This window comes from Kitasatospora aureofaciens, assembly GCF_019192735.1.
In the GTDB taxonomy this organism is placed as follows: Bacteria; Actinomycetota; Actinomycetes; order Streptomycetales; family Streptomycetaceae; genus Kitasatospora; species Kitasatospora aureofaciens_A.
In genome coordinates this window covers 19,363-42,013 of record NZ_JAHTKP010000033.1, presented here as the reverse complement: position 1 = coordinate 42,013, position 22,651 = coordinate 19,363, and the positions used below count along the sequence as shown (strand labels likewise).

General features: G+C 71.4%; 20 protein-coding genes and 2 pseudogenes. 15 read left to right on the top strand and 7 right to left on the bottom strand.

Annotated elements, in window-relative coordinates; genetic code table 11:
• Positions 1-127: 127 nt before the first annotated feature.
• From KV557_RS26850 to KV557_RS26820, 8 genes and pseudogenes are all read left to right on the top strand, one after another.
• A complete protein-coding gene (locus KV557_RS26850; RefSeq protein ID WP_218204069.1) occupies positions 128-1,069 on the top strand; it encodes a hypothetical protein in 942 nt (313 codons plus the stop codon).
• 142 nt (positions 1,070-1,211) lie between these two features.
• Positions 1,212-1,898 (top strand): annotated as a pseudogene (locus KV557_RS45140) (S1 family peptidase); the annotation flags it as partial.
• Positions 1,899-2,111: 213 nt separating this feature from the next.
• Positions 2,112-2,828 (top strand): annotated as a pseudogene (locus KV557_RS45135) (putative Ig domain-containing protein); the annotation flags it as partial.
• 136 nt (positions 2,829-2,964) lie between these two features.
• Positions 2,965-4,461, top strand: a complete 1,497-nt coding sequence (locus KV557_RS26840; protein ID WP_218204067.1) for a S1 RNA-binding domain-containing protein — start codon at positions 2,965-2,967, stop codon at positions 4,459-4,461.
• Positions 4,458-5,129: an HAD family hydrolase gene (locus tag KV557_RS26835; RefSeq protein WP_218204066.1), complete on the top strand. Its 672-nt coding sequence runs from the start codon at positions 4,458-4,460 to the stop codon at positions 5,127-5,129. Before KV557_RS26840 ends, KV557_RS26835 begins: the two co-directional genes overlap by 4 nt.
• 14 nt (positions 5,130-5,143) lie before the next feature.
• Entirely contained in the window at positions 5,144-5,536 is a 393-nt protein-coding gene (locus KV557_RS26830) for an MmyB family transcriptional regulator (protein ID WP_218204065.1), read from the top strand.
• 95 nt (positions 5,537-5,631) lie between these two features.
• The gene (locus KV557_RS26825; protein WP_218204064.1) at positions 5,632-6,480 is read left to right on the top strand and encodes an alpha/beta fold hydrolase; all 849 of its coding nucleotides are present in this window, start codon (positions 5,632-5,634) and stop codon (positions 6,478-6,480) included.
• A complete protein-coding gene (locus tag KV557_RS26820; protein ID WP_218204063.1) occupies positions 6,480-7,379 on the top strand; it encodes an aminoglycoside phosphotransferase family protein in 900 nt (299 codons plus the stop codon). Before KV557_RS26825 ends, KV557_RS26820 begins: the two co-directional genes overlap by 1 nt.
• 33 nt (positions 7,380-7,412) lie before the next feature.
• Here the strand turns inward: KV557_RS26820 and KV557_RS26815 are convergent, their stop codons facing one another.
• Entirely contained in the window at positions 7,413-8,252 is an 840-nt protein-coding gene (locus KV557_RS26815) for a hypothetical protein (protein ID WP_218204062.1), read from the bottom strand.
• 576 nt (positions 8,253-8,828) lie between these two features.
• On the opposite strand from KV557_RS26815, the gene KV557_RS26810 reads away from it, so the two are divergent.
• Positions 8,829-9,356, top strand: coding sequence for a hypothetical protein (locus tag KV557_RS26810; protein ID WP_256177990.1), 528 nt, complete (start codon positions 8,829-8,831; stop codon positions 9,354-9,356).
• Here KV557_RS26810 and KV557_RS26805 read toward each other — a convergent pair.
• The gene (locus tag KV557_RS26805) at positions 9,348-9,968 is read right to left on the bottom strand and encodes a class I SAM-dependent methyltransferase (RefSeq protein WP_218204061.1); all 621 of its coding nucleotides are present in this window, start codon (positions 9,966-9,968) and stop codon (positions 9,348-9,350) included. The two genes, KV557_RS26810 and KV557_RS26805, sit on opposite strands and share 9 nt — an antisense overlap.
• A gap of 105 nt (positions 9,969-10,073) precedes the next feature.
• Between KV557_RS26805 and KV557_RS26800 the strand changes: the two genes are divergently transcribed.
• Positions 10,074-10,475: a VOC family protein gene (locus KV557_RS26800; RefSeq protein ID WP_256177989.1), complete on the top strand. Its 402-nt coding sequence runs from the start codon at positions 10,074-10,076 to the stop codon at positions 10,473-10,475.
• Here the strand turns inward: KV557_RS26800 and KV557_RS26795 are convergent.
• Positions 10,456-11,199: an aspartate/glutamate racemase family protein gene (locus KV557_RS26795; RefSeq protein ID WP_218204101.1), complete on the bottom strand. Its 744-nt coding sequence runs from the start codon at positions 11,197-11,199 to the stop codon at positions 10,456-10,458. The two genes, KV557_RS26800 and KV557_RS26795, sit on opposite strands and share 20 nt — an antisense overlap.
• An 85-nt stretch (positions 11,200-11,284) precedes the next feature.
• Entirely contained in the window at positions 11,285-13,129 is a 1,845-nt protein-coding gene (locus KV557_RS26790) for a CocE/NonD family hydrolase (RefSeq protein WP_218204059.1), read from the bottom strand.
• A 308-nt stretch (positions 13,130-13,437) separates the two neighbouring features.
• Between KV557_RS26790 and KV557_RS26785 the strand changes: the two genes are divergently transcribed.
• Entirely contained in the window at positions 13,438-14,562 is a 1,125-nt protein-coding gene (locus KV557_RS26785; protein WP_218204058.1) for a HoxN/HupN/NixA family nickel/cobalt transporter, read from the top strand.
• Between the two features lie 89 nt (positions 14,563-14,651).
• On the opposite strand, the gene KV557_RS26780 is transcribed toward KV557_RS26785, so the two are convergent.
• Positions 14,652-15,608 carry an SGNH/GDSL hydrolase family protein gene (locus KV557_RS26780; protein ID WP_218204057.1) on the bottom strand — a complete coding sequence of 319 codons (957 nt, stop codon included), beginning with the start codon at positions 15,606-15,608 and terminating at the stop codon, positions 14,652-14,654.
• A 321-nt stretch (positions 15,609-15,929) separates the two neighbouring features.
• Between KV557_RS26780 and KV557_RS26775 the strand changes: the two genes are divergently transcribed.
• Positions 15,930-17,585 (top strand): FAD-binding dehydrogenase, encoded by a 1,656-nt coding sequence (locus KV557_RS26775; RefSeq protein ID WP_218204056.1) that lies wholly within the window; start codon positions 15,930-15,932, stop codon positions 17,583-17,585.
• Positions 17,586-17,709: 124 nt separating this feature from the next.
• On the opposite strand, the gene KV557_RS26770 is transcribed toward KV557_RS26775, so the two are convergent.
• Together KV557_RS26770 and KV557_RS26765 are read right to left on the bottom strand one after the other, a co-directional pair.
• On the bottom strand, positions 17,710-18,054 hold the full coding sequence (locus KV557_RS26770) for an ArsR/SmtB family transcription factor (RefSeq protein WP_218204055.1): 345 nt from the start codon (positions 18,052-18,054) through the stop codon (positions 17,710-17,712).
• A gap of 34 nt (positions 18,055-18,088) precedes the next feature.
• The gene (locus tag KV557_RS26765; protein ID WP_218204054.1) at positions 18,089-19,717 is read right to left on the bottom strand and encodes an IS200/IS605 family accessory protein TnpB-related protein; all 1,629 of its coding nucleotides are present in this window, start codon (positions 19,715-19,717) and stop codon (positions 18,089-18,091) included.
• A gap of 290 nt (positions 19,718-20,007) precedes the next feature.
• Here KV557_RS26765 and KV557_RS26760 point away from each other — a divergent pair, with 290 nt between their 5' ends.
• The 3 genes from KV557_RS26760 to KV557_RS26750 all read left to right on the top strand — a co-directional run bounded on the left by KV557_RS26760 (position 20,008) and on the right by KV557_RS26750 (position 22,619).
• The gene (locus KV557_RS26760; RefSeq protein ID WP_218204053.1) at positions 20,008-20,415 is read left to right on the top strand and encodes a (2Fe-2S) ferredoxin domain-containing protein; all 408 of its coding nucleotides are present in this window, start codon (positions 20,008-20,010) and stop codon (positions 20,413-20,415) included.
• Between the two features lie 103 nt (positions 20,416-20,518).
• Positions 20,519-20,773 carry a hypothetical protein gene (locus tag KV557_RS44170; RefSeq protein ID WP_218204052.1) on the top strand — a complete coding sequence of 85 codons (255 nt, stop codon included), beginning with the start codon at positions 20,519-20,521 and terminating at the stop codon, positions 20,771-20,773.
• A 178-nt stretch (positions 20,774-20,951) separates the two neighbouring features.
• On the top strand, positions 20,952-22,619 hold the full coding sequence (locus tag KV557_RS26750) for a purple acid phosphatase family protein (protein WP_218204051.1): 1,668 nt from the start codon (positions 20,952-20,954) through the stop codon (positions 22,617-22,619).
• Positions 22,620-22,651: the final 32 nt, after the last annotated feature.

Here is a 22,651-nt window from a genome sequence, read left to right as displayed (position 1 = left end):
CTACGCGCCCCTTCTGTGATTCCGTGCGCCTGCTGTGCGCCCTGTTGACCATGGGGCGCGTGCTCGGGACCATGTCAGGCGGGGCAGGGGCACGCTGTGTGCCGGGGAAGTCACGGGGGCGGGGTTCATGAGGTTCATCACCAAGGCCGGTCTGGCCGTCGGCACCGCGCTGCTTCTCGCGGCCTGTTCCAGCGGCGGCGGGGGCGGCACCGCTTCGTCGGAGCCGGCCGGCACGCTCACCGCGCTGCCCGCGCCGGCCCGCACGGCCACCCCGACGCCGACCCCGTCGCCGTACGGCCCGGTGCTCACCCGGTACGTGGGCCCGGTCAACACCGCGCTCGCGAAGGTCACCGTGGTCAACAACCTGACCGACTTCGACACCGTGCTCGGCGAGATCGGCACCAGCGCGACCAGCGCCGGCACCGGCCTGCGCCGGGCCGACCAGCCGGCCGAGGTCACGGCCGCGCAGACCGAGCTGGTGACGGCGCTCGGCCAGGTCTCCACCGATATGACGAAGGTCCGCAGCGACATCAAGCGGAAGAACGTTTGCGCGCTGAGCTCCGCCCTCTCGGAGTTCGGCCAGACCCAGGGCCTCAAGGCGGCCTCCGCCGCCCTGTCGAAGCTGACGGCGGCCGGCTACCCGACCACCTTCGCCGTCCCGCAGATCCCGCCGCTGCAGACCCGCTCGCTGGAGAACGGCACCATGGTCCGCGAGGGCCGGCTGCACGGGCACGGCGTGTTCAAGGTCGACAACGGAGGCAGTTCCGACGCGGTGGTCTCGCTCGCGATGGACGGCAAGTCCGTGCACTCGGTGTTCGTCGCCAAGGGGCAGAAGGCCAGCATCGAGGGCGTCGAGGACGGCACGTACGACGTGTTCTTCTCCGGCGGGGTGGACTGGGACGGGGGCGCGAAGGCGTTCACCCAGAGCTGCCGGTTCAGCAAGTTCCAGGACACGCTCGCGTTCGAGACCGGCCGCACCTACACCTCGTGGTCGATCACCCTGCAGCCCACCGTCGGCGGCAATGCGAAGACGGACGACGTGGACGCGAAGAACTTCCCGCAGCCGTAGCGGTTTTGATCGATCATTGGCCGATCTTTCGACCGATCTCTCGTCCGAATCTTTCGACCGGTCTTTTGGTCGATCATTGATCGATCGTTTGGCCGGTTTCAGTACCGGTTTCGGTCAGGACGGTTGACCGCTTGAAGTGGCCATGGCACTTTCGTGCGGCGCGGGTCTCGGCGACCGGTCGGGGAGCCCGCGATCCCCCACAAGGAGAGCCATGTTCAGGAGACTTGTCGCGGTGGCAGGTGCGGGCGCGGTCGTCGCAGGCGGGCTGACCCTCGCCGCGGCCCCCGCGCACGCGGTCCAGGCCAGTGACCTCACGGCCACCATCGCCCTCAGCAACTGCTCGGCCTCGCTGGTCCGTTACCCCACCTCCGTGGACGGCGACCGGGCCCTCATGCTCACCAACGGCCACTGCCTGCCCACCATGCCGAACGCCGGCGAGGTCATCCAGAACGTCGCCGCCGGCCGCAGCGGCACCCTGCTCGACGGCGCCGGGAACAGCCTCGGCACCGTCCAGGCCGACCAGGTGCTCTACGCGACGATGACCGGCACCGACGTCGCGCTCTACCGACTCACCGACACCTACGGCTCGATCAGCAGCCGTTACGGCGTCACCGCGCTGACGATCAACGACGGACATCCGACCGACGGCGCGGCGATGTACATACCCTCGTCGTACTGGAAGCAGGTCTGGAACTGCTCGGTCAACGGCTTCGTGCCCACCCTGCGCGAGGACCAGTGGACCTGGCACGACTCGTTGCGCTACAGCGCCGGCTGCAACACCACGCACGGGACCTCCGGCTCGCCGATCGTCGACTCCGCGAGCGGGCGGATCGTCGGCATCAACAACACCGGCAACGACGACGGCCAGATGTGCACCCTCAACAACCCGTGCGAGGTCGCCGCCGACGGCACCACCACGGCCACCAAGGGCCAGAGTTACGGTGAGGAGACCTACTGGTTCACCACCTGCCTCGGCAACGGGCGGGTCATCGACCTCAACGTCAGTGGCTGCCTGCTCACCAAGCCGGCCGGCAGCGGCGCCGTGTCGGTGAGCAGCCCGGGTGACCAGTCCACCCCGGCGGGCGGCTCGGTGAACCTGCAGATCCAGGCGTCGGGCGGCACCGCGCCGCTGTCGTACGCCGCCACCGGCCTGCCGGCCGGGCTGTCGATCAACTCCTCGACCGGCCTGATCTCGGGCTCGGCGAGCGCCGTCGGGACGTACCCCGTGACGGTGACGGTCACCGACGCGGCGGGCAGGACGGCCACTGTCAGCTTCAACTGGGCGGTGCAGGGCGCGGGTGGCTCGTGCACGCCGGCGCAGCTGCTGGGCAACCCGGGTTTCGAGACGGGTTCGGCGGCGCCGTGGACGGCGTCGTCGGGTGTGATCGACAACAGTGCGTCGCAGGCGGCGCACAGCGGTAGCTGGAAGGCGTGGCTGGACGGGTACGGGTCGGCGCACACGGACACGCTGTCGCAGACGGTGACGATCCCGGCGGGCTGCAAGGCGACGCTGAGCTTCTGGCTGCACGTCGACACGGCCGAGACGGGCACGACGCCGTACGACAAGCTGACCGTGTCGGTGAACGGGACCACGCTGAAGACGTACTCCAACGTGGACGCCGCGGCCGGTTACCAGCAGCGGACCTTCGATCTCTCGGCCTACGCGGGCCAGAGCGTCACGCTGAAGTTCACCGGCACCGAGGACGCCTCGCTGCAGACGAGCTTCGTGATCGACGACACCTCGATCCAGACCGGCTGACCTTCGGCTGCTTGCTGCTGCTTGCCGCGCAGTCTGGCCCTGTTGAGTCCGGGGGCTAGACTGCGCGGCATGCTGACATCATCTGTCCACCCGCGACCGGCCCTTGGGGCGCCTTCGAGCCGCGCCGGGCGCTGACATGGCGCGCCGCCGTCCCGTCTACCGGCTGAGCGGGTCGTTCGACCACAACTCCCGCGAGAGCCATGCGGAAGCCTGCGTGGCGGCCGTCGCGGGTTTCGCGCTCGACGCCGGGGTCGAGCGGCTGATGATCGACAATCCTGCGCTGAACGGCTTCTTCTCCTTCTCTCACCGGGTCTGCGTGACCGGGAACGGCCTGCACGGCCTGTTCGACCACCGTCACCGCGGCTTCCACGACGGCGCCGAGGTGTCACTGGGCACCGGGCTTGGGCTGCTGCGGGCGATGGTGCTGCGGCACGGGGCGTGGTGTCGGCTGAGCGGCGGCGGCGGGTTCTTCCTGCACGTCGGCGACGAAGGGGAGATCTACGTCGGTGGGGCTCCTGTGGACACCGCCGTCGCCGCCGAGCGGGCGCGGGCCCTGGGGCTCGTCGTCGCGGACGTCGAATCCTCCCCGTACGCACCGGAGTTGGACGAGACGGCCGTCGCCCGTCCCGCCGATGACGCGTTCTGGGCGGAGGTCGGCGAGGGGGCGGCGGAGCGGGGCGGGGTGCTGCTGGAGGAGCAGTACGTCCGCAACGGCTACCGCTGGTACGCCCTGGCCTCCGCCGGGGACGTTCCCGCCGTGCGCGCGAAGCTGACGCCTCGGGCGCGGCTCGCCGTGTGGCCGGACCTCTCGGCGGACACCGACGCCGTCCGGGCCGCGATCGAGCGGCGGGAGCGGGTCGCGCTGCTGGTCGAGGAGCCGCAGCTCGCCGACGCCTTCCCGGCGAAGATCGTCGAACGCCGCACGGAGGTACGGAAGGGGCGGGCTGCCCTGATCCCGGTGGAGCCTGCCGACCGTCGACCGCTGCTCGCCGCCGAAGTCCCGGACGGTGACGGAGTGTTGCGCACCCGCTGGCGGGTCCAGCCGACCCGGGCCGAGCAACTGCGCACGCTGCTGGGCTCGTTGCGGGACGGCGACCGGGTGCGCGGCGTGGTCGCGACGGGCCTGCACGACGTCGGCGTGTACGTGGATCTGGACGTGGACGTGCGCCTGGGCCCGGGGCTGGACGGCGACATCGGGCGGCACGTCGGCTTCCTGCGTCTTCCCGAGATGTCCTGGAGTCGCTCCGATTCGGCGGACGACGTCGCGCCGGTCGGCCGGGAGATCGAGGCGGAGGTGCTGAGCGTCGAATTCGGCTGGGAGCAGGTCAACCTGTCGATGAAGGCCCTGCACCCCGACCCGTGGCGGCTCTTCGCCGCCACCGGGCCAATCGGGCGGACATTCACGGGAGTTGTGTCGATGGTGGTGCCGTTCGGCGTGTTCGTGGACCTCCCGAACAGCGTCGGGGCGGAGCTGAGCGGTCTCGTCCACGCCGACGACCTCGCGGAGCTGCCCGGGCTTCCGGTCGTCGTGGGCGACGAACTCGCGGTCTTCCTGGAGGAGTTGGACCTCGAACGGCGCCGGATCCTGTTGCGGCCTGTACCGGAAGCGGATTCGGCTAAGCTGCCCGGATGATCAAGCCGATTGAGCTGGTGATATTCGACTGCGACGGCGTCCTCGTGGACAGCGAGGTCATCGCCGCCCGCATCCAGGTGCGGCTGGGCGCGGAGCTGGGCTGGCCGCTGACGGAGGCCGAGGTGGTCGAGCGGTTCATCGGCCGCTCCGAGGCGTCCAACCACGCCGCGGTCGCCGAGCGGCTGGGCGCCGCGACCGCCGACCTGTGGGGCAAGCGCTTCGTCGAGCTCCATGCCGAGGCCGTTGACGCCGAGTTGACGCCGGTCGATGGGCTGCCCGAGGCGCTTGCCGCGATCACCCTGCCTACCTGCGTCGCGTCCAGCGGCTCGCACGAGAAGATGCGCCACACGCTCGGCCGTACCGGCCTCTACGACCACTTCGCCGGCCGGATCTTCAGCGCCACCGAGGTCGGGCGCGGCAAGCCCGCGCCCGACCTCTTCCTGCACGCCGCCCGCACGATGGGCGTCGACCCGTCCGCGTGCGTCGTCGTCGAGGACAGCCTGCCCGGAGTTCAGGCTGCCCGCGCCGCCGGGATGCGCGCGCTCGGCTACGCGGGCGGGCTCACCCCGGCGGAGCGGCTGGCGGGGCCGGGCACCGTCGTCTTCGACGACATGCGGCGGCTGCCCGAGCTCATCGTCGGATACCAGGGGGGCGGTCACCAGGGGTAGGTGCCGCCCTCCGGGTGGAGCGGTTCTTCACCGACCCGGACGCCCGAGCGCGGCACGACCCCGCCGGCCTCCGGCGCTTCGCCCGCGGGGCGGTCGCGGACCTGCGGGCGGCGGCGGCCCGGTACCCCGCCGACAGCGGCGTGCGCGGCTTGGTCGACCGCCTGCTGGCGGCCAGCGCCGAGTTCCGCGAGCTCTGGGCGCAGCAGGACGTCGCGGTGCGCCGCTCGAACCACAAGCGCATCCTCCACCCGGTGGTGGGCCCGCTCGACCTCGACTGCGAGGCGCTGCACGACCCGCAGCGCGATCAGTGGATCATCCTGTACACGGCGGCGCCCGGCACGCCCTCGCACTCGGCGCTGCGGCTGCTGAAGGTGGTGGGGAGTCAGGACCTGGCCGTCCGGGAGTGACGCGGTCGGCTCTTCGGCTGAGGGCCCGTGTCTTCGGCTGTGGGCCTGTGTTTTTCGGTTGCGGGGGCCGGGGCGCGCTGGCAGGGTCGTCCCCCATGCCTACGTTCCCCGCGCACGACAGCACCCGACTGACCTACCACCTCTCCGGCGACGGCGCTCCTCTGGTGTGCCTGGCCGGCGGCCCGATGCAGGATTCCGCCTACCTGGGTGATCTCGGGGGCCTTGCTCAATATCGGCAGGTCGTGCGGCTGGACCTGCGCGGCACCGGCAGCTCGGCCGTCCCGGCCGACCCCGGTTCGTACCGCTGCGACCGGCAGGTGGACGACGTCGAGGCGCTGCGGCTGGTGCTGGGCCTGGAGCGGCTCGACCTCCTCGCGCACTGCGCCGGTGCCAACCTCGCCCTCCGGTACGCCGAGCGGTACTCGGACCGGATTGGCCGGCTCGTGCTGATCACGCCGAGCCCGCTGGGCGTCGGCATTGCCGTGCCCGGGGAGGTGCGGCGTGAGGCGGCGCTGCTGCGCAAGGACGAGCCGTGGTTCGCGGAGGCGTTCGCGGCGCTGGAGTCGATCGTCGCCGGCCGTGCGACCGCGGCGGACTGGTCGGCCATCACACCGTTCGTGTACGGCCGTTGGGGCGATGCGGCGCGCTCCCACAAGGCGGCGGAGAGCACGCAGCGCAACGGTGAGGCCGCGGCGGCGTACGGCGCGGAGGGTGCGTACGACCCGGCGGCGACGCGGGCGGGGCTGGCGCGGCTGGACGGTGAAGTGCTGGTCCTGGCAGGCGAGTTCGACCTGAACTCGCCGGTGCCGGCGATGGCGGAACTGGCCGAGCTGTTCCCGCGGGCCGAGTTCGCGGTCCAGGCGGGGGCCGGGCACTTTCCGTGGCTCGACGATGCCGAGCGGTTCGTGGCGGTGGTCGGGGCGTTCCTGAGCGGGGGGATTTGATGGGTGTGGCCAAGATGCACGTCGGTGAGGTGGACATCGACGGTGGGCTCGTCCGTCGGCTGATCGCGGCACAGTTCCCCCAATGGGCGGGGCTGTCCGTTGAGTTGGTCGACTCTGCGGGCACCAGTAACGCCATGTACCGGCTGGGTGGCGACATGGTGGTCCGTCTTCCGCGCATGGCGGCGGCGGCCGAGGACATCACGAAGGAGCATGTGTGGCTGCCGCGCCTTGCGCCGTCGCTCCCTGTCGCCGTCCCCACACCGTTGGGCCTGGGGAAGCCGGTTGAGGGCTACCCGTGGCCCTGGTCGGTCTTCGAGTGGCTCGACGGCGCGAACCCGGCCGTCGGGCGGATCGACGAACCGGTGCTGCTCGCCTGCGACTTGGCGTCCTTCGTGAACGCTCTGAACCGTGTCGACCCGGCGGGCGGACCGGCGGCTTACCGCAGCGAACCCCTGGCAGCGCGGGACGGTGCCACGCGGGCGGCGATCGCCGCACTCCGGGGCGTCATCGATGCCGGGCACGTCACCGCGGCCTGGGACACGGCCCTGCGCGCTCCCGGCCGCCCCGGACCGGCGGTCTGGATCCACTCGGACCTCCAGCCCGGGAACCTCCTGGTGTCCGAGGGGCGGCTCAGCGCGGTCATCGACTTCGGCTGCGTGGGGCTGGGGGATCCGGCCGTCGACCTGATCGCCGCCTGGTACGTCCTGCCCGCCGATGTGCGGGGCGTGTTCCACTCCGCTGTCGGCGCCGACGACGCGGCCTGGGCGCGCGGGCGCGGCTGGGCGCTGTCGGTGGCACTGATGGAGCTGGACTACTACCGGGACACCAACCCGGTCATGGCGGCCATCGCCCGGCACGTGATCAGCGAGGTCCTGGCCGACCAGGCTCGGGGCGCGTAGACGGGATGCCCGGTTTTGGGCGCGTGCACGGGCTCAATGTTCGGCAGTGGGGAGCCGCCACTCGAAGGGGAACAGGTTCCGCTCCCATCCCGGGGACCCGGCCAGTGCATCGGCGGCCTCGGGGGTGCGCAACAGGCAGCGGTGGCACAGGAGTTCGCGGCGCTCGGCGGGGGTGAGCAGGCGTTCGTCGGAGCCGAGGTTCTCCGGGTGCTCCGGGCTGAGGTCGGGGCGGCCGTCGATCGCGCCGGTGTCGGCGACGTTGAGGTGGTCGCCGGTCGGGGTGCGGTAGTCGAGACGGAGTTCGGTGCGCCACTGGGAGTTGGAGCCCCAGCCGTGCGAGAGGTCGACGGTCGGGCGGTGCCGGCGGCGGAACGTCCAGAACAGCGGCGAGCAGTCCGCGACCCCGCGCTCGGCGTGCGCGGCGCCGGCACGGACCCGCACGCCCGCCCGGCTGAAGAGCAACTCGCCGAGCATCAGGCCGGGCCAGCGGACCTCGGCCAGCTCGATCGGCGTGTGCGGGTCCTCGGCCTGCTCGACTTCGGCGATCTCGTGGTGGAACGGGTCGAAGGCATCGTCGTATGCGACGGGGGTCATGCCGAGCGCCGTGAAGAGGCGGAGGTACTCGTGTGGCGGGGAACCGTCGGGCAGGAGGTAGTCGCTGACCCGGCTCAACGCGTAGAGCTCCCAGTGGAGTTCGGTCCCGCCGGGCTCGTCCCACCAGGAGCGGTACCGAGCGGCCGTGGCCAACTGCTCGCCGTACCCCTCCCGTACGGCCCGGTCTAGCCACGGCGCGACGACCGCCTCGTACAGCGCCGCCCCCTCGTAGTCCATCAGCGCCTCGTACAGCGCCCGCGCGCCCACCCCGTGTGTCATGCCCAGAGGCTACGGGAGGCCGGGCCACGCAGGTTTTACCGAACGGTCGACCAATGGGCGACGCTGTTCGCGTAGCGTCCAGGGCATCCACTGAACGCGACACGCGGACGCACGCATCGACCAAGCCGGACGGCACTACGATCAGGCCGTCTTCGGCGGTGACACCGCCGCCCTCACGTCCGCCGACCGCTCCTCGACTTCTGGTGTGCCCGCCCAGAGATTATGAAGACCAGTCTACTGATTCTTCCCCGGCGCCGGCCGCTTGTCGTTGGTGTGCCGCTGAGGAAGTCGGCATGGCCGACTTCTGGTGCATAGCTCGGGGAGGGGGGCGCTCTCTAGACCGGTCTATAGATTTTCTCCCGTGGGCGGCGCGAGGGGACTGGTGCGGCTTTCGTTTGCGCAGGAAGTCGGCCGGGTCGATTTCCTGCGGGAACGTCCGTGGGTGTCCTTGCGTGTGCAGGTGCGGAGATCCCCCGTGTGGGGGAGGGGGGTCGTCGGCGGTGACGATGGGGTTGGTTCGTCTGCTCGCCAGGATGGGTGTGGCAACTGCGGGACGGTGAACGAGGGGGCGGTGTGATGGCGTCGATGGTTGTGGCGGGGACGCCGCGGTGGGCGGTTCGGGCGGCGCATGTGGTTCCGCTGGTGACGTTGCCGTCCGGGCTGTGGCGGGTCGCGCTGGTGGCCGGGCTGGCCGGGTGGGGGGAGGTCGAGGCCATGGGGGTGGCGGAGAAGCTCTACATCCTGGGGATCAGCGCCGTCGCGGAAGGGCTCGCGTTTCTCACCCTCGGACTGGTCCGTCCCTGGGGGGAGGTGTTGCCGCGCTGGGTGCCGGTCCTGGGTGGCCGGCGCGTCCCGGCGCGCTTCGCGGTCGTGACGGCGGGGGTGGGCGCCGCCCTGGTGATGGCGTTCTGTGTGTATTACCCGCTCAACGCCCTTGTCCTCCATACCCACTTCGGCCCGACCGTCGGTGGTCAGGACACCGTGGCCCTGCCGCACGGCCTGCCCCTGCTCGCGCTCATCGTGTGCTACGCGCCGCTCGTCGCGTGGGGTCCGCTGCTTGCTGCGGTCACCGTGGCCTACCACCGCCGTCGGCGCCTACCGTGACCCGGCGGGCTTGGTCCAGGTCAGCGAGTAGCGGCGGAGGACGTGCCGGCGGTAGCGCACGCCGGGCAGGAGCCGTCGCGCGGCCGACCGGACTTCGGCGTAGCTCAGCGGCGGGTCGGCCATCGGCATGCCCTCCGGCTCGCTCGCCCGGCGCAGCACCTTGACCGTCCGGACGAGTGGTGCCGCCGCGACGAGCGTCGCCCAGTCCGCCGCGCTCTCCTCGCGCGCCAGGCCGACCACCACCAGGACGCCACCGGGGCGCAGTAGTTCGCGCATGCGGACGAGCGCCGACTCGAAGTCCATGTGGTGGATCGCGCTCACCGAGCAGATGAAGTCGTAGTCGGCGGCGGGGAGATCGAGGGCGAGGAAGTCCCCGGTGGCGAAGGCGAGGTCGGAGCGTCCGGCGGCGCGCTCCCGCGCGGCGGCGATCATCTGAGGCGATTTGTCGACTCCGAGGACGTGCTGCGCCCGCCCGGCGAGCTTCCACGCCAGCAGTCCGTCCCCGCAACCGACGTCCAGCGCCTTGCGGCACGCGGCGGGGACGGCGCGGAGGATGCCCGGGTGGCGGGCGACATTGGTGTTCCAGTACGGCTTCGGGTCGGGTTGTCCCATCGCGCCATTGTCACGTCCGGCGGGCGGGTCCTGCATCCCTGGACCTAGGCGGGACGGGCCTCTTGTCCGATGTCCGGGTGATCATCTCGGCCTACCGTGATGCGCATGGAGATTCCCGAGCACCACCAGCGCACTGTCATCCCGCACATCATCGTCGACGGAGCCGCCGAGGCGATCCGCTTCTATGGGGCCGCGTTCGGCGCGACCGAGCTGTTCCGGCTGGAGGGCGACGACGGCCGGATCCACCACGCCGAGATCGTCGTCCACGGGGCCACTCTGATGCTCGGCGACGCCCACCTGGCTCCCTTCGCACCGCCCACCGCGGGCGCGGCCTCGGTGGCCCTGCACGTCTACGTCCCCGACGTGGACGCCGTTACCGCCCAGGCCGTCACCGCCGGCGCCGAACTCCTCACCCCGCCCGCCGACATGTCCTACGGCTACCGTCAGTCCACCCTCCGGGACCCGTTCGGCCACGTCTGGATCTTCCTCACGCCTCTCGCCGCGTGACCCCGGCGTCGAGGGCGGCGTCGAGGGCGGCTTCGGCGTGGAGGGCGGCGTCGAGGGTGGCTTCGGCGTGGAGGCGGGCGGTGGGGAAGACGGGGACGGGGCTGTCCTCGGGGCGGACGAGCAGCTCGATCTCCGTGCAGCCGAGGACGATGCCCTCCGCACCCGCGGCCACCAGTTCCTCGATCACCCGGCGGTACGCCGCCCGGGACTCCTCGCGGACCACGCCGACACACAGTTCCTCGTAGATCACCCGGTGCACCAGCGCGCGGCTCTCCGCTCCGGGGACGAGGACGTCCAGGCCGCCCGACGCCAACCGGCCGCGGTAGAAGTCCTGTTCCATCGTGAACGCCGTCCCGAGGAGCCCGACCCGGCGCAGGCCCGCCGCGCGGACGGCGCTCGCGGTGGCGTCGGCGAGGTGCAGGAGGGGGACGGACACGGCGGCCGCGACCTGGTCGGCGACCTTGTGCATGGTGTTGGTGCAGATCAGCAGCAGCTCGGCGCCGGCGGCCTCCAGGGAGCGTGCCGCAGCGGCCAGGATGTCGCCGGCCTCGGTCCAGCGGCCTTCGGACTGGAGGCGTTCGATGGTGGCGAAGTCGACTGAGTAGAGGACGAGTTGGGCCGAGTGGAGGCCGCCGAGACGGTCCCGGGTGAGCTCGTTGAGGAGGCGGTAGTACTCGGCGGTGGATTCCCAGCTCATGCCGCCGATCAGGCCAATGGTCCGCATGGTCTGTGTGGTCTTCATGGAGCCAGTTATAAGTCGATCTGAGTGGTCGATGCAAATATATTAGGGTGGCTTTGAGATGGGGAAACTAGCGCGGCACGCGGTGCTGCCATTCCCTCGTGAAGACCACCGACCCCGCCTCCAGGGCGCGGAGTTGGATGATGCTGATGAAGTGCGTGGCGTCGCAGCGGAGTTGGGCGCGGGTCTGGAGGGTGACGTCCCACCCGATGTCGGGGCGTTCCAGGCGGGCGGTGTGGTCGGTGCGGGCCTGGGCGCTGAGTGGGGTGTCGGTGAGGACGCGGTAGGCGGTGACGGTGTGTTCGTCGCGGACGAGGCCGTCGGGCTGGGTGCGGGTGCCGTCGGAGGCGAGCGAGAGTTCGGTGCGCCACTCGTGGCGGCCGATGTCGTGGACGGTGACGCGTTCGGGCCGGGCGGTGAGCGGCTCGGTGAGGTGGACGGCGAGCGGGTCGGGCAGGACCGGGGACTCGAACACCACGGCATCGGCGCCCAGGTCGGCAGCGAGGTGGCGGACGGGCAGGGTGAGGGTGCTGCGGGAGGGGTCGACGGCGTACCCGGCGGCGTCGGCGGCGGGCCACACCCACGGCCAGTAGACGGACGAGAGCGCGAGCCGCAGCCGGTGTCCGGCGGGGACGGACGCGGCGCACGCGGCCAGCTCGACGGTCGCATCCGCGTCGGAGGCGACCAGGACCCCGCGCGTGACCAGCTCCGACGTCCCGTCCGCCCCGACGGCGCAGAGCCGGGCGACGACCAGGGCGGGCCGCCCCTCCTCGCGCAGCCGGAGCCGGACGGACGGGATGCCGAGCAGTTCGACGGGTTCGGGCAGCGGCTGGGAGTCGAAGCAGACCGAGCGCCCGTCCTCCTCGCGCTGGTCGGGCGCCCGGTCGGCGGGGCGGCCGAGCAGGACGTAGGCGCCCGCGTTGAGGCCGGTGTGCTGGGGCGAGCGGACGTGGACGTAGCGGTCGTCGGAGGCGGTGCCGGCGGTGCGCAGCGGCCCGTCGAGGCCGTAGTGGATGTCGCGGACGTCGGGGGAGGGCCAGACCGTGTCGCCGGCCCAGCGGGTGCCGAGCCGGCTGCGCAGGGCGGGTTCCTTGAGGACGCCGGTGTCGATGTCGCGAAGCCAGTGGTCCCACCAGCGGAGGGTCTCGGGGAGGGCGTCCTCGGGCAGACCGTGCGGCCAGGGGCCGAGCAGGGCGCGGGCGGGTTCGGAGGTGGCGAGCAGGCGCAGGACGAAGGAGCAGGACGGGTCGCCCCAGCCGGCGATCGCGAGGGTGGGGACGGAGACGGGGACGGTCGGCTCGCCGGCGGCGAGCCAGGTGTCGACGGGGGGTTCGAGGGATTCGAGGCGGGCGAACCACTGCGTACGCCAGGCGTCGCCGACGTAGCGCGGGTCGGGCGGCCGGGCGGCGCCCGCGACGAGGGCGGTGAGCCGGACGTGCAGGTCGGCGGCGAGGACGGCGCCGCCGAGGCGGTGGCCGCCTTCGGGGCAGGCGGTGACGACGGCGCGGACGGTCTCGGGGGCGCGGGCGGCCAGTAGCAGGGCGGTGGTGCCGGCCGCGCCGGCGCCGAGCAGGCCGATCCGGCCGCTGCACCACGGGCGCGCGGCGAGCCAGGCGAGGACGGCGGTGCCGTCGGCGAGTTCCTGCTCGCTGCCGGGTTCGGCGGGCAGGCCGCCGGAGTTGCCGTGGCCGCGGGTGTCGATCCGGACGGCGGCGTAGCCGTGGCCCGCGTACCAGGGGTGGCGGCGGGCGTCGTCGGCGGCGGTCCAGTCGGTGTGCCGCCCGGCCGAGTACTCCAGCAGGGCGGGGACGGGTTCGTCGCTGACCGGGCGCCACAGCCGGGCGGCCAGCTCGGTGCCGTCGGGCAGCGGGATGCGGACGTCCTCGCGGGTGGTGTGGAAGGGGTACGACGGCATGGCCGCTCCCATCGGGTCCCGGGCCGGTGAGTGCCGACGGGGTCCGCGGCGCGGGCGTCGGTCGACATGCCGACCCCTGGGGTCGACATTCCGACCCTAGGGGAGGAGTCGTCCGATTTCCTGATGAAGCGGACTTGCTGATGAACCTGATGGACCCGATGAAGCGGACGCCCTGATGGAGCGGACGGGGCGGTGACGCGACAAGCGGCCACGTCGCCGCCATCCAGCATTTGCGCATGACTTGCAAGTACTCGCCGCCAGGGGGAAAGATGGCCCGGCTTCGCTTCGACCACCCGAAAGGACCAGAGATGGCCAGCCCCGCCGCAGGTGCCTCACCCGTCAGATGGCGCGACCGGCTCACCCGTGAGGAGTGGATCCGCCTGGCCGGCATGGGCGGCTTCATCCTCGCGCTGCACGTGGTCGGCTGGTTCACCCTGCTCGCGCTCGTCGCCCCCGAGCACTACGACGTGGGCGGCCAGGTGTTCGGCGCGGGCATGGGCCTGACCGCCTACACCCTCGGCATGCGGCACGCCTTCGACGCGGACCACATCGCGGCGATCGACAACACCACCCGCAAGCTGATGGGCCAGGGCAAGCGGCCGCTGTCGGTCGGGTTCTGGTTCTCGCTCGGCCACTCGTCGATCGTCTTCGGCCTCTGCGCCCTGCTGGCCTTCGGGATCAAGTCGCTGGCCGGGCAGGTCCAGGCCGACGACTCGACGCTGCACAGGATGACGGGCCTGATCGGCACCACCGTCTCCGGGACGTTCCTGCTCCTGCTCGGCCTGATCAACCTGGGCGCCTTCAACGGCATCCTCAAGGTGTTCCGCCGGATGCGCGAGGGCGAGTACGACGAGGCGGAGCTGGAGCGCCAGCTGGAGAAGCGCGGGCTGATGAACCGCATCCTCGGCCGGGTGACCAGGGCGGTCACCAAGCCCTGGCACATGTACCCGGTGGGCCTGCTGTTCGGGCTGGGCTTCGACACCGCCACCGAGGTGTCGCTGCTGGTGCTGGCGGGCGGCGCGGCGGCCTTCTCGCTGCCCTGGTACGCGCTGCTCACGCTGCCGATCCTGTTCGCGGCGGGGATGAGCCTGCTGGACACGATCGACGGCTCGTTCATGAACTTCGCCTACGAGTGGGCGTTCTCCCGGCCGGTCCGCAAGATCTACTACAACCTGACCGTCACCGGCCTGTCGGTGCTGGTCGCGCTGGTGATCGGCCTGATCGAGCTGATCGGGCTGCTCGGCGAGAAGCTGGACATCACCAGCGGCCCGATCGCCTGGATCGGCGGGCTGGACCTGAACTTCGTCGGCTATGCGATCGTCGGCCTGTTCGTGCTCACCTGGGCGGCGGCGATCGCGTTCTGGAAGTTCGGCAAGGTCGAGGAGAAGTGGTCGGCGGGGCTGGCCACTGCCTCCGCCGCCAAGTCCGAGTAGCGACGCGGAACCAAGTCGGAGCAGCGACGCAGAGCCGAAGGGGCGGTGACCGGGGTCTGGTCACCGCCCCCTCGGGGTTCATGGGACGCTCAGCGCATCGCGGCGAGCACCGCGTCCGCCATCACCTTCTCGCCGGTCGCGTTCGGGTGGAACGGCACGGCGGGCGAGCCGGGCAGCGCGCCCTCGATCCAGCGGTCGTCCGAGCAGACGTCGTGCCCGAGGGTCGGGGTCGCGGTGTCGACGTACGTCGCGCCGCCGGCGGCCGCGGTCGACTTCAGCATGGCGTTCAGCTTGCCGAGGACGCCGTGCATGTACTCGACGTCGCCCGGGGTCACGGGCTGGCGCAGGACGCAGCTGGATCCGTCGGCCGGCAGCACGGACGGGTAACCGACCAGCAGCACCTTGGCCTTGGGCGCCTTCGCGTGGATGCGCTGGAGGGTGTCGGCGATCTGCGGCGCGATGGTGGTGGTGATCCGTTCGGCCAGGTCGTCGTTGCCGTACTGCCAGGACCACGTGCTCCAGTCCCAGTAGCCGTGGTGGTAGACGTCCTTGCAGGGCGTTCCGGTCGGGTTGACCAGCGCCCCGGCGATGCAGGTGGCGACCAGTTCGCCGAGGCCGAGGTCGCTGGCCGCGAGGTCGTTGCCGCCGATCCCGAGCGTGACCAGGTCGGTGTCGGTGCTCACCGCGTCCAGCTGCGGGTCGTTGACCCGGATGAAGGCGTCGTACTGGGGCTGCGTCATCGCCTTGACCTTGGCGGCGGCGCAGGTCACGTCGGTGTACGCGCCGGCCTTGAGGGCGGCGGCGACCAGGTGGCCGTAGTTGTGGTCGGAGCGCAGGCAGAGGCCGGCCGACGGGACGAGGACGCCGGCGCCGGCGGCGTACGAGTCGCCGAGCGCCACGTAGTGCCGCGGGGCGGCAGTGGCGGCCTGGGCGGTGGTGGAGGTGAGCGCGAGGGCGGCGCCCAGGGCGACGGCGGCGAGCGCGGTGGAATTCCGGAGGTGCCGGGATTTTCGGGCAGGGCTGGCTTTCCGGGCAGGGCGGAGCACGGTTCCTCCTGGGGGAGAGAAACGACGGGTGGGGGTCGTGCCTAGCCGGGCCACAGCTACTCGCAGGTAAGTTACTGCCAGGTTTCGTGCCCGTCCATCCTTTGCGCGGAAATTCCCGAAATTCCGTCAGGTGCCGGCTGACGATATTTCGAATTACGCTCCACGCCGTATCGAAGGTATTTCCGCAACGTCGTGGAGCGGAATTGGCGCGACTGCTTGTTACTCGCCGGTTGACCGGACGTCACCGCAGGCCGCAGTATCGGGCGCACAGCGACGGCGCCCACCCGTGCGCCGCCCGCCCGCCGCGACGGAGGACTGCGCATGGCCCTGGACGCCGACGTCATCGTCATCGGAGCGGGGCTCGCCGGCCTCACCGCCACCGCCGAACTCGCCGACGCCGGACGGAAGGTGATCCTGCTCGACCAGGAGCCGGCGGCCTCGCTCGGCGGCCAGGCGCACTGGTCCTTCGGCGGCCTCTTCCTCGTCGACTCGCCCGAGCAGCGCCGGATGCGGATCCGCGACTCGCACGCCCTCGCCCGGCAGGACTGGCTCGGCACCGCCGGCTTCGACCGGCCCGAGGACGCCTGGCCGCGTCGCTGGGCCGAGGCGTACGTCGACTTCGCGGCCGGCGAGAAGCGGTCCTGGCTGCGCGGGATGGGCGTGCGCTTCTTCCCCGTCGTCGGCTGGGCCGAGCGCGGTGGCCTGCTCGCCGACGGGCCCGGCAACTCGGTGCCGCGCTTCCACATCACCTGGGGCACCGGGCCCGGGCTGCTCGAACCCTTCGTCCGCCGGGTCCGGGCCGCCGCCGCGCGTGGGCTCGTCGACCTGCGGTTCCGGCACCGGGTCACCGGACTGGCCGCCACCGCGGGCGTCACCGACACCGTCATCGGCGAGGTGCTGGTGCCCAGCGCGGCGGCCCGCGGCGAGGCCAGCTCGCGCGAGGTCGCCGGCCGCTTCGAACTGCGCGCCCAGGCCGTGATCGTGACCTCCGGCGGCATCGGAGGCAACCACGACCTCGTGCGCAAGGCCTGGCCCGCCCGGCTCGGCACCCCGCCCGCCAAACTGCTCTCCGGCGTGCCCGCGCACGTCGACGGCCTGATGCTGGACGTCGCCGGCGCGGCCGGCGCCAGCCTCATCAACGGCGACCGGATGTGGCACTACACCGAGGGCATCGAGAACTGGGACCCGATCTGGGCCCGGCACGGCATCCGCATCCTGCCCGGCCCGTCCTCGCTCTGGCTGGACGCGACCGGCCGCCGGCTGCCCGTCCCGCTGTTCCCCGGCTTCGACACCCTCGGCACACTCGACCACATCATGGCCACCGGGCACGGCCACACCTGGTTCGTCCTCAACCAGCGCATCATCGAGAAGGAGTTCACCCTCTCCGGCTCCGAACAGAACCCCGACCTCACCGGCAAGTCCGTCCGCGGAGTCCTCGGCCGGGCGCTCCCCGGCGCCCCCGGCCCGGTCAAGGGCCACCTGCGGCACGGGCCCGACTTCGTCGTCGCGAGCAACCTCGCCGACCTCGCCCGCGGCATGAACGCCAAGACCCGCGAGGCGCTCATCGACCCGGACGAGCTGCGCCGCACCGTCGAGGCCAGGGACCGGCAGATGGCCAACCCCTTCGCCAAGGACCTCCAGGTCACCGCCATCCACGGCGCCCGCCGCTACCTCGGCGACAAGCTGATCCGCACCGCCACCCCGCACCGCATCCTCGACCCCGGCGCCGCCCCGCTGATCGCCGTCCGGCTCAACATCCTCACCCGCAAGTCGCTGGGCGGGCTGGAGACGGACCTTGCGGCGCGGGTGCTGCGACCGGACGGCGAGGTGCTGCCGGGCGTCTACGCGGCGGGCGAGGCGTCCGGCTTCGGCGGCGGCGGGGTGCACGGGTACCGCTCGCTGGAGGGGACGTTCCTGGGCGGCTGCCTCTTCTCCGGACGTACGGCCGGCCGGGCGGCGGCGGAGGCGACGGCGTAACCGGGGCCGGCCGGTGGTGAGTTGGGCGTCCCGTCCGGCGGCGGAGTTGCGTCATGACTCCGCGTCCCAAGGGACTCCGCGTCCCAAGAGAATCCCGGGAGGATCGTTTCCGCGGATCGTTTCCTCAGCCGGTGAGCCCCAGCCGCAGGTGGTCGACGTGGTAGACCGCCTGGTCGAGGAGCGCGGCGACGTGGTCGTCGTGCAGCGAGTAGACGACCGACCGGCCACGGCGTTCGCCGACGACCAGGCCGAGGTTGCGCAGCAGCCGGAGCTGGTGCGAGCAGGCGGACTGCTCCAGGCCGACGGCGTCGGCGAGTTCGGTGGCGGCCCGCGGGCCCTCGCGCAGCTGGGCGAGGATCAGCAGCCGGGAGGGCGTGGCCAGCGCCTGCAGGGTGGTCGCCACCTTGGCCGCGTTGGAGGCGTCCAGGCGCATCCGCGGTACGGCGCTGTCGGCGGTCGCATGTCCCATGGGGGGCATTTTACGGACCGTTCCTGAACAGTGATCAGGAGTGACCGTGAAGATCGACTCTGTCACTGCGCACATCCCGAACGGTTTTGGATGCGCTGGTCGCCCGCGTTCTCTGCTTCCCTGTCCGGGCGTGCGGCTCTTGGCTGCGGTCCGTGACGGGGCGGCGGGTTTCCTCACGCCCCCGGTCACCTGGTCCGGCCTGGGCGGTCCGATGCCCGTGCACATCGCTCTGGTGTGCGCGGGGCGGTGCCGTCCGTCGCCGGATCGGGTGTCCGAGGGCGCGTCGTCCGATCGCCACCGCTGCCGCCTGGTGGCGGCTGGTGGCACGGGTCTTCGTGGTGAGGGGCTTCCTCCAGTGCCGGTCCCCCCACAAGCTGGTGTAGGCGGGATCGACGGCGATCACCGAGAGGCCGTACTCGGCACACATGGCGAGGAGGCGGGAGCGGAGGCGGCCGGTGGGGATGCCGGAGATCAGCTGCCGCAAGCGTTTCCTTCGGCCGTGCTTCTCGCGGGTCTTGGAGTCGGTGAAGTCGAGGTCTTCGACCGCGATTGCGCGCGCGCCGGTGCCGGCGGCCCAGTGCAACAGGCGGGTGAGGGCGTGGCGCAGCTGCGCGTCGCGGTGGTTCGTGCTGCCGGTCAGGTCGTAGTCGAATCGGCGGGGTTCGCCGACCGGGTTGCCGTGTACGTCGAGGTGCCAGGCCGCCAGGTGGTCGGCGTTCGTGTCGACGCCGACGACGCCGCCGGTCCGCAGGCTGTCCAGGGGAACGAGGGGGAGGTCTTTGCGGGTCCACGACGCGTCGAGGTACCAGCGGTCGCGTTCCACGTCCAGGTGGATGCGGTAGGCCACGGCCCGGTTCGCTTCGATGCGGTCGGCCCATTCGTCCCCACGATGAGGGAAGCTCACACGGGCGGCCAGCGTGTACCGGCCGTGCCTGCTGTTGGCCAACTCCGCCAGCGGAGCGGGCAGCTTGACCGACACTTCCCCGTCGGGGGTGACCCGGATCGTCTCGTTGCCGTAGCGCTTGCCGGACTCCCCGTCAGCGGACAGGAACCAGCGGGATGCTTCCCAGCGATCACGCCACTGGGTCTCGGTCAGTTGGGCGGCGGTGAGGTTGTGCCGGGTGTTGGCCAACTTCCTTCCGCCCCGCACCACATGTACCCGTCCGGCTTCCCGGTCGGCCCGCACCTGAGCGGCCCGGTCCTCCAGCACCGCCAACCGACGCGACTTGACGAACCACTCGTGCGCCGAACGGTAGCCGCCCGGGGCCTTCCTGGCGCCCTTCTCGCCGACCGGCAGGGACAGCTGATGCCGGACAGTGCGGACACCGGCTTCCAGGCCCTGCAGGTGGGCGAACTGCGCCCGGCGGGACAGCCCCCACTGCGCATGCGTCGCCCCGGTCACCGATCCCGCCCACCGGGACGACGACTCGGCCGTCAGCTCCCGCTTGCGCGCCGCCCACGTATCCGTGGAGTGATCCAGACCGTCGGCGCAACGCGCCTTGAGGTCACGGGAGGCCAGCGAGCCCATGTGCCCGCCGACCATCCGCAGGACATTCTCATCCTCCGGCGTGAGGCCCTTCAGCCGGTCCCGTATGCACACACCGCTGACAGGATCGGCCACGAACGGCCGGGCGATCTGCCGCAACGTCTTCTTCTCGGACAACGGCAACCACCTCCCCGACGACCGATCCGGACCAAGACACGAGCACCCTACACACACCATCAGAACGCCACAAAATCAGGCAAATAGCTGCATTTTCGGCACATCCGACAATCCCACTAAACAGACCTTATGGGCACTCGGTGACACTCAACCGCCAGCAGTTCGCCACCCCCCCTGCCGGCTGGCGGCACCCGCCGGTGGCCCTGGAACCCGCCCGGACTCGCCCCGGAACCCGGCGGGTACGCTGCCGGTGCCGAGCATGCCCCTGACCAGGAGGAGAAGCCGAACCCATGAGCCGCCAAGACCGCGACCGCCGGCAGGCCGCCGCCTCCTCCCCGGTGACCGTCACCGTCTGCCGCGGCTGCTGCTGCGGCACCGAGGAGAAGCACCCGGGAGTGGACCACGCCGGGCAGTACGAGCGGCTGCGCGCGGCGGTCGGCACGGTGGGCCGGGTGCGGGCGGTCAAGTGCCTGGACGCCTGCACGCATTCGAACGTTGTCGTGGTCGGCCCCTCCGGCGAGGGCCGGGCGGCCGGGGGCCGTCCGGTCTGGCTGGGCTGGGTGCTGGCCGACGACATGATCGACGAGATCGCCGCCTGGGTGCACGCCGGCGGCCCCGGCCTCGCCGACCCGCCGGGCCTGCTCGACCTCCAGGAGATCTCCGTCTCGCGTCGCGTCCGCGAGGGCCTGCCGGGCTGACATCGCCGGTGGCGGTGCGTTCGCCGGCGGGGCTCACCAGGGGTCAACCGGCCCGACTACCATGACCGGTGGCTCCGAGCGGATCCGCCCAGGGAGGAAGACGATGACCACGGTCTGTCGCATCTGCGCGGGCACCGGCCGCACCGCCGGCCTCAACTGCCGCACCTGCCAGGGCACCGGCACCACCGAGGTCGGCGGGGGCGGCGGCAACTGCTTCCTCTGTGACGGCACCGGCGTCTACGTCCGCTACCGCGTGGACGCGACCGGCGCCAAGCACGCCTACCGCGACGAGATCTGCCGCACGTGCGACGGCACCGGCAACCGCGCGACCACCCCGTGGGACGAACCGTCAGGCTGATAGCCGACGAATGGTCAGGCTTCCTCTGTGGAGGAAGTCATGATCCGGTGTCGGGATGGTCGTGAACATGTTCTTTGCTCGCTCTTGACCGAACGTTGATGTTCGAATGGGTGGCGCGCTGCAGGTCGTTCACCTGACGGCCGTGCCCGGTCAACGCTGCGCTGGAAGAGTCCCGCCCATGGACATCCCACACATGGGCGTACCGGCCAAGCTCGCCGAGCGCATGAGCATGGCCGAGCAGCACGAGTACCTTCGGGCCCGCTTCTCCCGTCGCCGGATGCTGCGCGCCGGTGCCGTCACGGTCGGCGCGATCGCGGTGGGCGGTGCGCTGGGCAGCGGCACCGCGTTCGCGGCGCCGGCCACCCCGCAACTGCTGACCGGCGCCACGACGGACGGCATCGACGGTGCGCTGGTCGCGCCGACCGGGCGTCACCTCCAGTTCGGCCCCGAGCCGGACACCCAGTTCCGCATCTCCTGGCAGGTGCCGGTCCCGGTCAAGAAGCCGTTCCTGCGCTTCGGCAAGCACCCGTGGGACCTGGGCCACAGGACAGAGGCCGAGGTGCGGGCCCTCCACACCCCCGCCCTGATCCCGGGCAGCCAGCCGGTGGACCAGTACTACCTGCACGTGGCGCTGGAGGACCTGGAGCCCGACACCACGTACTACTACGGTGTCGGCCACCAGGGCTTCGACCCGGCCTCGCAGCAGCAGATATCCACGCTGAACACCTTCCGCACCGCGCCCTCGCGCGACCACCGCTGGGGCAAGGTGTACGAGCCGTTCACCTTCACCGCCTTCGGCGACCAGGGTGTCAGCAAGCACGCCGAGGGCAACGACCACGTCATCCTGGCCCAGAACCCGTCGTTCCACCTGCACGCGGGCGACATCTGCTACGCCGACCCGAAGGGCTCCGGCCAGGACTCGGACAAGGACGCGTACAACGCCAAGACGTGGGACGCCTTCCTGGCCCAGACCGAGACGGTCGCCGCCAAGGTGCCGTGGATGGTCTCGTACGGCAACCACGACATGGAGGCCTGGTACTCGGCCAACGGCTACGGCGGTGAGAACACCCGCTTCTTCCTGCCGGACAACGGCCCGGACCCGCGTACCGTCCCGGGCGTCTACAGCTTCCGCTACAAGAACGTCGGCGTGATCTCGCTGGACGCCAACGACGTCTCCTACGAGATCCCGGTCAACCTGGGCATCTCGGCCGGCAAGCAGACCAAGTGGCTCGCCCGCACCCTCAAGGACCTGCGCAGCGACGAGACCGTCGACTTCATCGTGGTCTTCTTCCATCACTGCGCCTTCTCCACCACCGTCGCGCACGCCTCCGAGGGCGGCGTCCGCGAGGCCTGGGTGCCGCTGTTCGAGAAGTACCGGGTGGACCTGGTCATCAACGGCCACAACCACGTGTACGAGCGCACCGACGCGATCCTCGGCAACAAGGTCTCGAAGCAGGTGCCGAGCGGCGCCACCGTCGAGCCGGCCAAGGACGGCGTCGTGTACGTGACCGCGGGTGCGGCGGGCCGCAGCCTGTACAAGTTCGACGTGCCGGACACCTACGAGGGGCACGAGAACCACCTCGACGAGGTGAAGACGTACTACTACGGCAAGGGTGGCGCGAAGGTCACCGAGACCGTCGAGTGGTCCCGGGTGCGCTACACGAACTACTCCTTCATCAAGGTCGACGTGACCCCGGCCCGCCTGGGCCAGAAGTCGTCCATGAAGGTCACCGCGCTGTCCGAGACCGGCGCGCAGGTCGACAACTTCACCATCGTCCGGGCGGTCGGCGAGGGTTGGGACTCCAACGTCGACGACGACGGCCAGGGCGGCGGCTGGGGCTGGTAGGTGCGTGCCGTCCCGGATGGCCTGATAGGTCC

Bases quoted from the DNA above. Each gene is read 5' to 3' on its own strand.
- KV557_RS26850 (WP_218204069.1), top strand. From the start codon at position 128: ATGAGGTTCATCACCAAGGCCGGTCTGGCCGTCGGCACCGCGCTGCTT.
- KV557_RS26840 (WP_218204067.1), top strand. From the start codon at position 2,965: ATGGCGCGCCGCCGTCCCGTCTACCGGCTGAGCGGGTCGTTCGACCAC.
- KV557_RS26835 (WP_218204066.1), top strand. From the start codon at position 4,458: ATGATCAAGCCGATTGAGCTGGTGATATTCGACTGCGACGGCGTCCTC.
- KV557_RS26825 (WP_218204064.1), top strand. From the start codon at position 5,632: ATGCCTACGTTCCCCGCGCACGACAGCACCCGACTGACCTACCACCTC.
- KV557_RS26820 (WP_218204063.1), top strand. From the start codon at position 6,480: ATGGGTGTGGCCAAGATGCACGTCGGTGAGGTGGACATCGACGGTGGG.
- KV557_RS26815 (WP_218204062.1), bottom strand. From the start codon at position 8,252: ATGACACACGGGGTGGGCGCGCGGGCGCTGTACGAGGCGCTGATGGAC.
- KV557_RS26810 (WP_256177990.1), top strand. From the start codon at position 8,829: ATGGCGTCGATGGTTGTGGCGGGGACGCCGCGGTGGGCGGTTCGGGCG.
- KV557_RS26805 (WP_218204061.1), bottom strand. From the start codon at position 9,968: ATGGGACAACCCGACCCGAAGCCGTACTGGAACACCAATGTCGCCCGC.
- KV557_RS26800 (WP_256177989.1), top strand. From the start codon at position 10,074: ATGGAGATTCCCGAGCACCACCAGCGCACTGTCATCCCGCACATCATC.
- KV557_RS26795 (WP_218204101.1), bottom strand. From the start codon at position 11,199: ATGCGGACCATTGGCCTGATCGGCGGCATGAGCTGGGAATCCACCGCC.
- KV557_RS26790 (WP_218204059.1), bottom strand. From the start codon at position 13,129: ATGCCGTCGTACCCCTTCCACACCACCCGCGAGGACGTCCGCATCCCG.
- KV557_RS26785 (WP_218204058.1), top strand. From the start codon at position 13,438: ATGGCCAGCCCCGCCGCAGGTGCCTCACCCGTCAGATGGCGCGACCGG.
- KV557_RS26775 (WP_218204056.1), top strand. From the start codon at position 15,930: ATGGCCCTGGACGCCGACGTCATCGTCATCGGAGCGGGGCTCGCCGGC.
- KV557_RS26770 (WP_218204055.1), bottom strand. From the start codon at position 18,054: ATGGGACATGCGACCGCCGACAGCGCCGTACCGCGGATGCGCCTGGAC.
- KV557_RS26760 (WP_218204053.1), top strand. From the start codon at position 20,008: ATGAGCCGCCAAGACCGCGACCGCCGGCAGGCCGCCGCCTCCTCCCCG.
- KV557_RS44170 (WP_218204052.1), top strand. From the start codon at position 20,519: ATGACCACGGTCTGTCGCATCTGCGCGGGCACCGGCCGCACCGCCGGC.
- KV557_RS26750 (WP_218204051.1), top strand. From the start codon at position 20,952: ATGGACATCCCACACATGGGCGTACCGGCCAAGCTCGCCGAGCGCATG.